This window comes from Candidatus Nitronauta litoralis (assembly GCA_015698285.1).
Lineage (GTDB): Bacteria > Nitrospinota > Nitrospinia > Nitrospinales > Nitrospinaceae > Nitronauta > Nitronauta litoralis.
The window spans coordinates 725,311-737,845 of record CP048685.1 but is presented as its reverse complement, the minus strand read 5'-3'; the positions used below and the strand labels follow the sequence as shown (position 1 = coordinate 737,845).

Sequence of the window (12,535 nt, the reverse complement as noted above, 5' to 3'; positions counted from 1 at the left end):
TGACATGCATTGATTTTCTTATGTAAAAATGAGAATCGTTGGACCGAAACTACTTTTAAATTATAAACCACTGCCGGGCAGGAGCTTCCTGTAAAGCTCAATATAGTGTTGGATAACGTTGTCCCATGAATACTGATCGGCTACCTTTCGGCGCAGAGCTTCGCCCATTTGCTGACGGTCTGTTGAGTTCTCAAGTTGTCTGATCTGGTCGCTCAGGGTATCAGGATCATCGTCTATAAAAAATCCCGTCTTGTTTTCTTCGATCAATTCTGCGGCGACTCCGACCTTTGTGGAGAGCAGAGGGAGTCCGTGTGCCGCAGCTTCCAGCAGGGGCTGGCCAAAATTTTCATATTGGGACGTGTAAAGGAAGATATCGGATTCAGTGTAGAACGAAGATAACTGTTCGGGTGCGACGGAGCCCGCCCAGTGAATATTCCGGGTGACCCCGAGATTATTGGCCAGAGTTTTGAGTTCGTCGAGATACCCGCCGCGCGTCATGCTGGATGTGCTGGCCTCGCCACCGACGATGGTCAGCTGCCATTCCCGTTTCAATCGACTCGCCGCCTTAAGAATAATTTCAAGCCGACGCACACGCGCGATGCGTCCGACAAACAAAAGCTTTAAGGGACGATCTACATTTTCAAAGGTTGTGTCGATCTCAGGGAGGTCGATTCCCATCGGGATGACATGCAGTTTTGAAGGTTCAACACCGAAGCGTATTGCATCCTGATACTCAAGCTGGGAAGAGACGACTATGGCCTGTGCGCCGAGCACCGGTTTTTTTTGCATCAACGTATCGTAAATACGATAGGGCCAGCGTGAGTCGGTTGGAAGGTAATGCTTAAAGCCGAGCAGGGAGCCGTGAGTATTCAGGACAAACGGAAGTTTCCGGTTGCGGGCAAAAAAAAAGCGCGGTCGGTTTGGTAGTTTCGGTAATTGTGGCTGTGGATCAGGTCGAAGTCATCCATGTGCGAAGACATGCCTGGTGTCAGCGCGTAACGCATGAGCTTGAGAGAATAGGGTAGACGCGTGACCTGTACATTGCCGATGGTTTCCTGTGGCGGGAGATCGCGGCCAACATCCAGTGTGGAAGTCAGGACTGGTGAGTCGATCCCTTGTTGTTCCAGCCGATGGGAGATGCCCCAGGCCTGGCGTGCAGGTCCGGTGATGCAGGGCAAAAAGGATTCTATAGTGCGGAGGATCCTCAAAGGTTTTCCATCTGGGTGGGTTCAGGTTTTTTTTCGACTTCAGTCAACCGCTCTTTCAGGGTCTCGCGTTCCTTATACAGAATGCCAATGTCCTGCGTAAGAGTGCGGACCTGATTGGTGAGTGCCGAGATTCTAATCGAAAAGTGAAGGCAAATGACGACTAGAAACAACAGCCCGAAAAAGAACAGGGTAGACGTGTACAGAGTTGCCCCAACCAGTCGGGAGATGCCTTGCAACAATTCATCCGAGATGGAAAGCACCAGCATCAGGACACCGGTGACCAGCCAGGTCACGGAGTATTCTTCATTCAGGTAGCGCCTCCGGACCAGCTCGAAAACGTAAGCCAGCAGGAAGATGCAGATCAGAATTGAGATTATCTGAATTCGGGGAGGCATATCAGAAGCGTTCGGGTTTTTGTCTCACCAGGATTACAAAAATCGACAGAAGCATTTTGAATACATAGTAAACGGTTTTGGAGCCATAGTGCATCGATTTATTTTCAGGGCTTGGCCGCATCTTGACCGGAACCTCGCGAACCGTGATCCCGCATTTATTGAGCAGAATTAAAAAATCTGCGTCCGGGTAATCCGGTGGATAGAGGTCGCTGGCGGCAAGCCTCAGGGCCCTTCCGCGCAGTGCCTGGAAACCTGAAGTCGGGTCGGTCACCTTGCGGCCGGTGCAAATGGTGGCGAGCAAAGCGAACATCCACATGCCGAGCCGTCTTGGAAAGGACGGTTTGTAGTGATCAGTTTTCAGGAAACGGGACCCGACCACAACATCGACGCCACCTTTCTGGATCTCATGGATCAGCCGGGGAATCTCGCGGGCATCGTGCTGGCCATCGGCGTCCATTGAGACGGCGACCGTGATGCCCTGCTGGACGGCGTATCGAAAACCTGTCTGCAGGGCGACACCGTAGCCATTGTTATAAGGCAGCGGAATGACCTGGGCTCCATGTTCTCTTGCAACTTTGACAGTGGCATCTCGGGAGCCATCATCGATTACCAGTATCGGTATTTTGGGTGCTTCTTGACGGATCTCATCGAGGACTTTCCCGATACGGTCAGCTTCATTGAACGCAGGGATAATGATGAGTAGTTTTTCAACGGGAATGCGGCCGACGAATGAAGCTTCATCCCTGGTCTCGTTTTGAAGACCGGATGATTGGGTTTTCGATCGGGTGTCTTTTAAACCAGCTCGCATGGCCCGTCCGCAGTTTTGATTTGCCGGGTGGTCCCAGATTCTCCCGAATCAAGCGATACGGTAGCGTGGGAAATATTAGTACACCCTTACTTAAACGGCTTATTTGCTGCTAAACATTATGCCTATTTAAACAGGCAAATATTAAGGTTTTTGCCTGGGGCAACTGAATGAGAAACTGGATTCGGGTCTGCGACCCGTCTGCGTTTTCAAAAATTGATAAATTTATTGTAGAGGATTTGGTTTCAGGAAACAAACAGATGAGGCCGGGGTAGCCCGTTTCAACGGCCAGTGGAGGTGTGGGGTGAGGTTCCCAAGACTAATTAAGGGCTGATAGGCTGAGGCATTTCCTCGTTCAGAAGGGGGCTTTCCTCAATGAGGTCCGGTTTTTCTTCCACTATTTTTTCGGTTATTGGTGAAGGGTCGATATTCCCTTGCGTTTCACGCTTGAGAGTCCGGCGCAAACGCATGGACATGACCTTCAGTATGGGCATCAGAGCGTTGGGATTGCGACGTGACAGGCTGTCAAAATCATCTTTGGTCACTACGGTGACCTGACTGTCTTCAAGTGCTGTCACAGTAGCCGAGCGGGGAAGACCGTCCAGAATGCCCATCTCCCCGAAAATATCATTTCTCTTGAGAATGCCAATGACCTTATCTGCGCCGTTGTGGGTTTTTTTGGTGACTTCAAAGGTGCCGGCCTCGATGATGCAAGCGGTGTCACTGAAATTTCCTTCTGAAAAAACGACTGTCCCTTTATTAATTTTGCGAGTCGTTGTCATGGCGATTCTCCGGTCATACAATTTTTATTGTTTACACTTTAATTAGAGCAATAACTCTGCCAAATCCGTTCGAATAAGGTGCTTTTATCATAACTATATGATTTAAAAGAGTTATTTGTTGAGTAGGAATTGTTTGGTCAACCAGAAAAGTGCATTTTATCTTTAAAAATAGATAAAGTTGGGTACTTTTAGATACATTTATATTTTGTGTGAATAAAATATAACCCAAGTGTTGGCTAACTTAACCGGTAAATCAGGATCAGAGTGTTTTGAGGTCTTTATTGATGCGAAGGATCAACCTGTGCAATCTGGCGAAGCTTTTGTTGTTAAATTTGAAAAACAAGCGTGGAAGACCAGGGAATTCTCCGTTTTCTGCCCGCAGGCTGGGCCCGGTTTTCATTTCACCCTGAGTGATGATGTCCTTGAACTCCTGGCTCCATTCACGAACCTTGTCGGGTGGTGGGGTCTGGTTTAAGCGGATGATCACGGACTCTCCCAGATAGCGCATAGAGTGAAATGCCCGATAATAATCCTGCAAATATTCAACTGCCTGATGGTTGTCGTGCACGATTTCAAACAGGGTCAGGTCGTCTTCCGAGATCATTTTTTTCTTCAGGAGTTCCTGCTCGGCAAATTGCATCCAGGATTTCCAATAGGTGCCGCCTTCCGGTTCCATCAGCAGAATGGGGCGTGGTTCAGCTTTTCCGGTTTGCACCAGTGTTAGAGTTTCGTAACCTTCATCCAGGGTGCCGAATCCTCCGGGAAACAGGATAGTGGCATCGCTCTCCTTCATAAAAGAAAGCTTTCGAGTGAAGAAATAGCGGAAATGCATCAGGCGGGGATTGCCCTGAATATACGGATTGGCCTGTTGCTCAAAGGGGAGGCTGATGTTGATCCCGAAACTTTTATCCGGGCCCGCGCCCCGGTTTCCCGCTTCCATGATGCCGCCACCGGCACCTGTTATGGTCATCCATCCGGCTTTGGTGAGGAGTTTCGCTGTTTCCATAGCCATCTGGTAGCTAGGGTCCGTCTCCGGGGTTCGGGCTGAACCGAAGATCACTGCACGGCGGGTATCCTCATATCCGCAGAAAACCTTGAGGGCATAACGCATCTCCTTAAGGGAAGAGTTGATCAGTTTCATTTCACCCACATTTTCGGTTTCCAGCCCTAATTTGACTGAAGTGGTGAGAATTTCCCTGAGCAGGTCGCGGATTTCGTCACGCGGTTCGCAAAATTCGACCAACTCCTCAATCAGCTTGTCCGCTTTTGGTTGACCTACGCTATAATGGTTTTTCGATTCCGGCATTTTTTAATTGATGTGTTGGAGTGGTTAATAGAAACCGGCTTCAAGCTTACCCTGGTGGTTTTAACTCATGAGTGAAGACGACGGCAAGGAAAAAAAAGAAGAACCGATAAATACCAAGGTGTTGATGATCGCCATCATTGGCATGCTGGCGGTTGGATTTGTTGCCGTCATGTTCGTGGCAGTGCCTTCATTTTTTTTGGGTGGAGAAGGGTCCTGGAAAGAAGGTATTGTCGAAGATATCGTGATTATCCTGACACTTTTCATGTTCGTGTTCGGGTTTTACCAGAACACGAAAATGCATTGAGGCCTTTTTCAGGCAAGTTGCTTTATGGAAAAATGGGACGATGACGACGAAAAATCGCCGATCAGCCACAAGCTTCTGATCTCTCTGTTTGTCGGATTTTTCGTTTTTATTTTCATCGCGGTCCTGTTCATCATGGTGCCGTGGTTGAACTTCCAGGAAAACACAGATTGGACTTCGGTGCTGATCGACAATGCGATCATTTTAGTCATCGGCGGTGTGTTTTTCTTTGGCATGCTCATGGCAACCCGCATGCGATAGAGGTCCCTTCCCGAATTTGAAAACCCTTAACGTGTTGGAAAAAATTTATGGCAAAGAGTTGTTCATTTGATGTGGTTTCCCCGGTGGATTTCAGTGAAATCCAGAATGCCATCAACCAGGCTGAAATGGAAATCAGGCAGCGCTTCGATTTCAAGGGGAGCAAGAGTGAGTTCCAGCTTGAAGAGAAAAATCATCAACTGACTTTGATTTCCGACGACGACCATAAACTGAAATCCGTGGTCGATATCCTGAATGGAAAGCTGATCAAACGCGGCGTATCTTTGAAAGCCCTCGACTACGGCAAGGTGGAACCGGCCGCGGGCGGTACCGTACGGCAGATCGCGAAAATTCAGGACGGTATACCGCAGGAGAAGGGCAAAGAGATCGTCAAGTTCATCAAGGGGCTCAAGATCAAGGTCCAGGGCCAGGTGATGGACGACCAGGTGCGTGTTACAGGCAAGAACCGCGACGATTTGCAAGCGGTCATTGCAGAACTCAAGGCCAAGGATTTTGGCGTGGCCATCACTTTTGGAAACTATCGTTAGCTTGTTGTAAATGCCTCCGGGCGTTTGAGTTTGAAAACAACAATACCCGCCAGCGCACCGGTCAGGGCCATTCCGCAAAGACCGAGCACCACCTCGCCGATATAAAACGTCACCGCCAGATTGAACGCCAGCACTCCGAAATAAACACCGGGGCCGAGTAACGCCTGCGCCGGAACTTCGCGCCTGCCGCCATCCCGTTCCGCACTGTAACCGCCAAAGGCCTTGTCTATTCTGGTAAACAGGAACAGCACCACGGTGCCGACAAGCAGCCAACCACCAAAATTGGTTAGTGGAATATTGAAATATTCTCCAGCTTCCTGATAGGTATAGATTTTCCCCAGGAACCAGCGGTCCCCCCGAAAAGCTACCGGATCAATCACCACGTCGAGCAGCATGAAAAATACCGCACCGGTCAGGACGGTTTTGAGGGTATGGCGAACGTGTGTATTTGCGCCCCAGCGTGCGTCCCAGCCGTTCACGCGTAAAGGTGAATAGACGAACAGGCTCATGGTGTAGCTGATGTAGGTCAGGAAAGTGTATGAAAGGGAGTCCATGAACGGAACGTTGGCGACCCACAGTTCCTGGTCGCGTGTGGTTTCGATGTAGGAGTAGAAGCCGTAGGGAAAACCGTTGCGTGTTGAGGAGTATTCCGAGAGAAAAGCAACGCAATAGGCGAGAACAGTGAAAATGAGGGTTCGTCGCCTTCCCATGTGCCAGATGGCGAGGGTCAGGTAGCAGGCCAGGAACACAAACACGTAGGGCCGGAGTAAAACGGTACCGCCCAGCAGGGAAAGAAACTCCATATCAATACATCAATTCTGATTAATGAGGTGATCCTGGGTCCAGCGTACCGCATCTTCCAGGGCACGCTCGATCCCGTTTTGAGGTAGGCCGAGCTCCTGCACTGCCTTTGCAGGGGTGAAATACATATGGTGCCGGGCCATTTTGACGCCACCCAGCGGGATGGCGGGTGGTTTATGCGTCACCCAGTCGGAGATCGCCTCGCAAACCCATCCTGCCGCATAGGCAACGGCATAAGGCATCTTCACTGATGGCGCCTTGAGCCCTGTGAGGCCTGCCAGTGTGTCCAGGATTTCCTTGAGGGACATGTTGCGGTTACCCAGAATATAGCGTTCCCCTGCCGTTCCTTTGGTTTCCGCCAGTATGTGGCCGCGCGCGCAATCCCGAACGTCGATCAGGTTCAACCCTGTATCGATATATGCCGGCATCTTGCCCAACAGAAAATCCAGAATGATCTGGCCGGTCGGCGTCGGTTTGATATCGTTAGGACCGACAGGAGCACTCGGGTTTACGATGACCACCGGCAGTCCCTCGGCAGCAAACTGATGGGCTACCTGCTCCGCCTGGTACTTTGATCGTTTGTAATCGTTGACCAGCAGAGCGTCGTCAAACGGGGTGTTTTCGTCGGCCGGGGTACCATCGGGAACCAGACCAATACATCCCACCGTGCTGGTGTACACCACTCTGGGGGTTTCTGCCCTTTGGGCCGCTTGAAGAATATTTCGCGTGCCTTCTACATTAATGTCATACATAGTCTTGCTGTCCCGACTCCACAGGCTGTAATAAGCTGCTGCGTGGTACAGGCTTTCGCAGCCCTCCATGGCGGCTTCGAGAGATGGCTTATCGCGCAGGTCACCAAAAGCGAGATCGACATCGAGTCCTTCGAGGTTGCGCCGATCCGCTTCCTTGCGCAGCAGGACGCGCACCTTACGTCCATCTTGTAACAATTCGCGGGCAATGGCGGAGCCCAGAAAACCGGTGGCACCGGTAACGAGTGTGGTCATGAAGTTTGGGAGCAGGAATCTGGCATCGGGTTAAATAAGGCGGTAATGAAAAATATTTTTCCGGAGTGGGGAGTCCAATCCTAAAAAAACTGCTGGATTTTTGCCTTCGCTTTCATTGTTTTTAATTCTGCGTCACGGGCTTTTTCAAGCTCCTGCTTGAGTAGATGGTTGAGGATATCAGATTCGACATCCTTCAAAGGGACAATTTCCTTTGGCAACCGGGCTTCCATTTTCATAATGTGGTAACCCAGAGGAGTTTTGATGGGTTCACTGAACTCTCCTGCCTTTAGTCGCGGTAACCAGGCAGACATTTCAGGAAAAACGGTACGGGGGACCACATCACCCAAAAGACCATCCTTGTCTTTTGAATTGCTGTCTTCAGAGTACTCTTTTACCAGCTTTTCAAAAGAACTTCCGGACTTAAGCTTTTTGTACGCCTCATCGATTTTATTTTTCGCATCATCGAGAATCATTTTTTGGAGCTTCTCGGCCTTTTTGCGAATAGCCGGGCTGACATCCTTTCTTGCATGGGGGGGGGATGCCAATGCAGAAACGAATATATGTTTTATTGTAAACCGTTCTGGTTTTTCAAACTGTTTCAGGTTGGCTTGGTAATAACGGCTCGCGGCATCTTTAGGAAGTTTTACATTCGGTGCAATTTTTTTCCGGAGAAACTCATCGTCGATGAATTTTTTGACCAGGCTGGTTTTGAGCATATTCATATCGAGCCTTTGTACGGACAGGGCATTCAGGAACAGTTCCTTTGAGGGGAATTGGCTGGCGATCCGCTCGATTTCCTTATTCACTTTTTCGGGGTCCGCTTTGAGTCCGAGTTCTTTTCGTTTCTGGTACAGCACTTCCTGGTCGATCATCCTATTCAGAGCATCTCGGGCAAAAGCCTCTTCATCAGCAGGAGTTGGGGGAACACCCTGTTGTTTGAGTTGCATCCTGTAGGCGGCTACCTGGTTTTCAAGAAACTGTACAGGCAGGTTCACTCCGTTGACCACAGCGACCACCTGGGGAACGGATTTACCATTTATGGAAAGTGTAGATGCAGAGTCGTCGTCTGCAAGGGAAAGGTTTGTTGACAGAAGGATAGTGAATAAAACTGAAAGGCAGTATTTTTTGAAAGCCATCAAATTCTCTTTAGGTGAGTGAACGATACATTCATTATAAAAATTAAAGGGAACACTCACAAGGAAAAGGCGGGAAGTAAAAGGCAAAAAAAAACCCGGGCGGGAAATCCCGCCCGGGTTGGAAGTACGCTTTACTTAGAACTTGACATCAAACTGTACATAAGCCCAGTTCGCATCGTCGTCGTTGGTGGAGTTCGGAGGAACTGCCGCAGACGTGTTCCGTGCATTGACGAGATGGAAAGTGTCGTCAGCCCAGAAGTGCGAGTAACCAACAGAAATCGTGGTGTTTGGGTTGTACTTGTAAACTGCAGTCAGATCGAGCTCTTCACCCAGGTGGCTGTCGAGATCGCCAACTACAGTGGTGTTACCAGCAGCCAGACCACCAACCGCGCCCAGAGCTGTAACAGCCGCAGTACCATTTGCGATACCGAGGTCGTTCAGGTCATCAGCGATGTCAGTTTCTGTCCACATAGCGTGGATGTCAGCCTTCAAGGTCAAGTTAGCCATAGGCTTGATGGACATCTTGGCAGCAAGATCCTGCAAACCAAGATATGCGGTATCCGCACCGTTCGGGTTGAGATACAGATCCATGAAACCGTAGAACTTATGACCGGTGTCATACAGAGTGTCGAATGTGGAAAAGTCGTTATCAGCTACGTCATCCAGATCGGTACCAGAAAGGTGATCGTACCAGAGAGTGAATGAAGGCTTCCACATTACGTTGTTGAAGGTCTTCCCGATACGCGCACCAAACATGTATGCGCCACGATCAACACCAGAAGTTCCGCCAGCACCGTAGTTAGCCAGCTGAGTCAGGCCAGTAGCGCTAGCAGTCGTCAGACGTGCATTCAGCGGGTTAGCAGCAGTACCAGCAGCGGTGGTCAAAGCAGTTGAGAAAGCAGTTGCCGTTCCCAAAGCTCCACCGAGAGCGCCACCAGCGGCAGCAGCTACACCTTCAGCTTCACCAAACTGGTAGTAACCTTCGAGGCGATAGTCGATACCGAAGAGCTGACCAGCCTGACGTGCACCAATGGTGTAGATGTCGTTATCCATGTTCAGGCCAGAACCAGGCAGAGCTGAACCAGGAGTCAAACCACCAGCAGTCAAAAGAAGTGGTGCGTTGAAAGAGTTATCGTCGGTAGCAACAAAGTACAGAGACAGTGCGCCGCCGAGGATGCCTTTCAGGTTAGCGTGAACAACATGGTCGTTCCGGTCACAATCGTCATCAATGTCTGTGCCCGCGCCGCCACAAGTACCAAGTCCGAAAATAGCTGCACCAGGAGCTGCACCACCGAGAGCCGGAGCACCTACGTTAGCACCAACAGTTGTTGGTACCGCTGCAGTGGTTTCAGTTCCCTTGATGAACATGTAGGAAATGGTGTGCTCACCATGGTGATGATCCAGGCGGATTGCATCGTGGGTCTGTGCACCCTGGGTCCAACCGGTGTTACCGAACAGGCGGTGACCGTCGAGTACGATTTCCTGACGACCGAATTTCAGGTCAACAGGAGCGCCGAAGAAATCATTCAGGATGAAATAAGCCTGATGCAGACCTACATCGGTCACACCATCACTTGGAACTGCGGCATTACGGTCACCGTGCAATGGAGCAGGGATACCGCCAGCGGTAATACCACTACCACCAGCACCGTAAACACCACGCGCCTGCATCTGAATGAATGCGCTGGTCTTGTCATTAATCTTTGCGTTGACGTTCAACCGGATCCGGGTACTGATCATGTAAGTCGGATTGGTTACGTCATTGAAGTCGTTCTGCTCGAAAACTTCAAAGCGAGGCCGCAACTGACCACCAAAGGTGATATCAGCCGCCGCCGCATTTGCGACCATGCCACCGACCATAACTACGGACAGAGACAGTGCGGTCAAGAAATTTCTTTTCATACTTTACCTCCTCCAAATTGAGCTAATAAAGGCAGATGCAAACTCAACAATTAAAAAAAGTTAAACTCCCACTATTCAAAATTCGAAAAAAGATTGATCGAATTCATCATCGAATTTCTTTTTGCTACTTAAGCTTTTGAGAAAGCTGAACTTACGGCCACGCATATTGGGATGGCAAACAGCTTTCAAATAGTAACCTAATTTAAAACTAATTACCAACTATAAGTGAATATCGTGCTGATTTTTTTCCCCAATCCAAGATCCCCCAGACTGGCAACATGGACTGAGTGAACCCATTTTCTGGATGGGTTAGAAGCAGGCGCGATCCCATGGGCGGCCAGATAGCCACTTTGTTTTCGAGTTTCGAAAACCTTGTGGACCCCCTCCCGGTCAATCCCCAGGACCACCAGACTGCTGTTGTTCACCACGGTCATCCTGTCGACAAGACTGCCCCCGAACCTGTGATTGTGCGGGATTAACAGGAACCGTTGCTTGCCCTTATGCGACGCGGAAAGCCGCCCCCTGTAAGGCACAGCCTGTACGTCACCATCCGAGTTGTGTATCCCCGGAATCTGTTCTTTCAGAGCAACATCAATGACACGTGGGTCATGACCGTAATACTCATCCGATTTAACAAGAAGACGGCCTTTAGCAGAGTATACGCGCAGGTGATAATTACTGTCAAGGAAAATGGTTTCTAAGGCCTTGGTAGGAGTGATGTTAGCCAAGGTGAACCCATAGATGGTAACCAAAGGTCGACCTGGGATATGCGGAAGTTCCAGTTCACGGATTTCCTCATACTCGTCTCCTTTCCAGCTGTATTCAAAAATCGACGGACGGAAGGGACGGTCGTGACCGGGCTCCTGCACGAGCAACATCGGTTTCCTTTTTTCGGGCTTTATAACCCGAAAATACAGGTTCATTTCATCTTCTATAAGGGTAAACCTTTTCTTACCTTTTACCAATTCCAGTACAAACGATTGCAGCCGTTGACCTACATTGCAGGTAACGAAAATCTCATCTCTACCATTTCCATTGATGTCAGCCACATCTACGGAAATAAATTGCGAGCCTTTTTCTGGTGCCCGATAAACTGAGACCTGTTTGAACTTCTGGTCGACAAATTTATAAAATCGTACGCGGTCCGGGCTGATGAAAACATAATCTGTTTTGCCATCACCGTTTACATCCCCGGTATCCATGTCGACGATTTCAAATTCAAACTCCTGTTTGGTTGCAAACTCAAGCGGTCCATCCCCATCACCTCCAAAATCAGCCTGCACGCCTCCGGAGCGTGGTGCCTTTCTGCGTGCTTTGCGGCGGGTCTGATCGGTCCGTGCTGATTTTATGGGCGCGTCCGTCATGAGGCGTGATTGCGCAACCACATCCCCATCAACAGCGGACACCAGCCGGTAGTCCATCACAGCCTGTTTGCCAGCCCCAGTGACGCTTGGCATCAACAGGTAATCGACATCCACTTCTGACTGCAAAGCGAGCAGGTGTTCCGGCCCCGGTATCTGGTTGAACGTCACTTTGTTTTCCCGTGCCCACACTCGCAGGTCAAATGTTGGAACCTGAAAGCGAGGATGTTCGTTCAATCGTGATTCGATTTCAAGCCCAAGTTCTGCAGCATCCACCTTGCTGCCTTTAGGGGTTCGAATGGGAGACACGAGGATGGAAATTTTCCTGAAGAAACTTCTTACGGCGTCTCCCTTTTTAACGGGAACACCAGGATTATCCATTCGGGCTATAGAGTAATCCTTGCGAACTTCTACGACTTCGGCGCGTCCAAGGTCGGTCTCACGTCGCCCCAGTTTTTTCTTTGTGACCGGATGAATAATTTCATCGCCCAGCCGCATGACTTTTAAATGGTCGCCGGGTTTCAGGTCCTGCCCCAGTTTCAAATCAAGAATCAGTTGCGCTCCCTGCACATCGACCACGTACCCTTCAAGTGAAGGGAATTTGGATTCTATTTGACTGATCATGCGATCCAGGCCGGCGGCACTGTCCTGACCTAAGGCGGGTAGGGGAAAACACGAAAGGAAAAGCAAAGTTATGAAGAGAAGGGGAAGGCGGATTCGATTCATAG

Annotated in this window: 14 protein-coding genes; 3 read left to right on the top strand and 11 right to left on the bottom strand. The window is 49.8% G+C overall.

Annotation, left to right across the window (positions count from 1 at the left end; translation table 11 throughout):
• Window positions 1-60: 60 nt before the first annotated feature.
• The 6 genes from G3M70_03380 to G3M70_03355 form a co-directional block, all read right to left on the bottom strand.
• A complete protein-coding gene (locus G3M70_03380) occupies window positions 61-789 on the bottom strand; it encodes a glycosyltransferase family 4 protein (protein QPJ60980.1) in 729 nt (242 codons plus the stop codon).
• 80 nt (window positions 790-869) lie between these two features.
• Window positions 870-1,208, bottom strand: a complete 339-nt coding sequence (locus G3M70_03375; protein QPJ60979.1) for a hypothetical protein — start codon at window positions 1,206-1,208, stop codon at window positions 870-872.
• Window positions 1,205-1,603, bottom strand: coding sequence for a DUF2304 domain-containing protein (locus tag G3M70_03370; protein QPJ60978.1), 399 nt, complete (start codon window positions 1,601-1,603; stop codon window positions 1,205-1,207). Before G3M70_03370 ends, G3M70_03375 begins: the two co-directional genes overlap by 4 nt.
• Before the next feature lies 1 nt (window position 1,604).
• Window positions 1,605-2,411 (bottom strand): glycosyltransferase family 2 protein, encoded by an 807-nt coding sequence (locus tag G3M70_03365; GenBank protein QPJ60977.1) that lies wholly within the window; start codon window positions 2,409-2,411, stop codon window positions 1,605-1,607.
• Window positions 2,412-2,731: 320 nt separating this feature from the next.
• The gene (locus G3M70_03360) at window positions 2,732-3,190 is read right to left on the bottom strand and encodes a cyclic nucleotide-binding domain-containing protein (protein QPJ60976.1); all 459 of its coding nucleotides are present in this window, start codon (window positions 3,188-3,190) and stop codon (window positions 2,732-2,734) included.
• 259 nt (window positions 3,191-3,449) lie between these two features.
• On the bottom strand, window positions 3,450-4,496 hold the full coding sequence (locus G3M70_03355; protein QPJ60975.1) for an LOG family protein: 1,047 nt from the start codon (window positions 4,494-4,496) through the stop codon (window positions 3,450-3,452).
• Between the two features lie 67 nt (window positions 4,497-4,563).
• Between G3M70_03355 and G3M70_03350 the strand changes: the two genes are divergently transcribed.
• Genes G3M70_03350 through G3M70_03340 form a run of 3 tightly spaced genes read left to right on the top strand, consistent with a single transcriptional unit; the run spans window position 4,564 to window position 5,603 of the window.
• Window positions 4,564-4,800 carry a hypothetical protein gene (locus G3M70_03350; GenBank protein ID QPJ60974.1) on the top strand — a complete coding sequence of 79 codons (237 nt, stop codon included), beginning with the start codon at window positions 4,564-4,566 and terminating at the stop codon, window positions 4,798-4,800.
• A 24-nt stretch (window positions 4,801-4,824) separates the two neighbouring features.
• Complete coding sequence (locus G3M70_03345; protein ID QPJ60973.1) at window positions 4,825-5,058, top strand: hypothetical protein; 234 nt, start codon at window positions 4,825-4,827, stop codon at window positions 5,056-5,058.
• Between the two features lie 47 nt (window positions 5,059-5,105).
• Complete coding sequence (locus G3M70_03340) at window positions 5,106-5,603, top strand: YajQ family cyclic di-GMP-binding protein (protein ID QPJ60972.1); 498 nt, start codon at window positions 5,106-5,108, stop codon at window positions 5,601-5,603.
• On the opposite strand, the gene G3M70_03335 is transcribed toward G3M70_03340, so the two are convergent.
• The 5 genes from G3M70_03335 to G3M70_03315 all read right to left on the bottom strand — a co-directional run bounded on the left by G3M70_03335 (window position 5,600) and on the right by G3M70_03315 (window position 12,533).
• Window positions 5,600-6,406 carry a carotenoid biosynthesis protein gene (locus G3M70_03335; GenBank protein ID QPJ60971.1) on the bottom strand — a complete coding sequence of 269 codons (807 nt, stop codon included), beginning with the start codon at window positions 6,404-6,406 and terminating at the stop codon, window positions 5,600-5,602. The genes G3M70_03340 and G3M70_03335 overlap by 4 nt on opposite strands.
• Before the next feature lie 9 nt (window positions 6,407-6,415).
• The gene (locus tag G3M70_03330) at window positions 6,416-7,408 is read right to left on the bottom strand and encodes an NAD-dependent epimerase/dehydratase family protein (protein ID QPJ60970.1); all 993 of its coding nucleotides are present in this window, start codon (window positions 7,406-7,408) and stop codon (window positions 6,416-6,418) included.
• A gap of 80 nt (window positions 7,409-7,488) precedes the next feature.
• Window positions 7,489-8,544, bottom strand: a complete 1,056-nt coding sequence (locus G3M70_03325) for a hypothetical protein (protein ID QPJ60969.1) — start codon at window positions 8,542-8,544, stop codon at window positions 7,489-7,491.
• A 135-nt stretch (window positions 8,545-8,679) separates the two neighbouring features.
• Window positions 8,680-10,446, bottom strand: coding sequence for an alginate export family protein (locus G3M70_03320; GenBank protein QPJ60968.1), 1,767 nt, complete (start codon window positions 10,444-10,446; stop codon window positions 8,680-8,682).
• A 212-nt stretch (window positions 10,447-10,658) separates the two neighbouring features.
• The gene (locus G3M70_03315) at window positions 10,659-12,533 is read right to left on the bottom strand and encodes a VCBS repeat-containing protein (protein QPJ60967.1); all 1,875 of its coding nucleotides are present in this window, start codon (window positions 12,531-12,533) and stop codon (window positions 10,659-10,661) included.
• Window positions 12,534-12,535: the final 2 nt, after the last annotated feature.

Coding starts and splice junctions, on each gene's coding strand:
- G3M70_03350 (QPJ60974.1), top strand. CDS start 4,564: ATGAGTGAAGACGACGGCAAGGAAAAAAAAGAAGAACCGATAAATACC.
- G3M70_03345 (QPJ60973.1), top strand. CDS start 4,825: ATGGAAAAATGGGACGATGACGACGAAAAATCGCCGATCAGCCACAAG.
- G3M70_03340 (QPJ60972.1), top strand. CDS start 5,106: ATGGCAAAGAGTTGTTCATTTGATGTGGTTTCCCCGGTGGATTTCAGT.
- G3M70_03320 (QPJ60968.1), bottom strand. CDS start 10,446: ATGAAAAGAAATTTCTTGACCGCACTGTCTCTGTCCGTAGTTATGGTC.
- G3M70_03335 (QPJ60971.1), bottom strand. CDS start 6,406: ATGGAGTTTCTTTCCCTGCTGGGCGGTACCGTTTTACTCCGGCCCTAC.
- G3M70_03355 (QPJ60975.1), bottom strand. CDS start 4,496: ATGCCGGAATCGAAAAACCATTATAGCGTAGGTCAACCAAAAGCGGAC.
- G3M70_03315 (QPJ60967.1), bottom strand. CDS start 12,533: ATGAATCGAATCCGCCTTCCCCTTCTCTTCATAACTTTGCTTTTCCTT.
- G3M70_03365 (QPJ60977.1), bottom strand. CDS start 2,411: ATGCGAGCTGGTTTAAAAGACACCCGATCGAAAACCCAATCATCCGGT.
- G3M70_03380 (QPJ60980.1), bottom strand. CDS start 789: ATGCAAAAAAAACCGGTGCTCGGCGCACAGGCCATAGTCGTCTCTTCC.
- G3M70_03360 (QPJ60976.1), bottom strand. CDS start 3,190: ATGACAACGACTCGCAAAATTAATAAAGGGACAGTCGTTTTTTCAGAA.
- G3M70_03325 (QPJ60969.1), bottom strand. CDS start 8,544: ATGGCTTTCAAAAAATACTGCCTTTCAGTTTTATTCACTATCCTTCTG.
- G3M70_03330 (QPJ60970.1), bottom strand. CDS start 7,408: ATGACCACACTCGTTACCGGTGCCACCGGTTTTCTGGGCTCCGCCATT.
- G3M70_03370 (QPJ60978.1), bottom strand. CDS start 1,603: ATGCCTCCCCGAATTCAGATAATCTCAATTCTGATCTGCATCTTCCTG.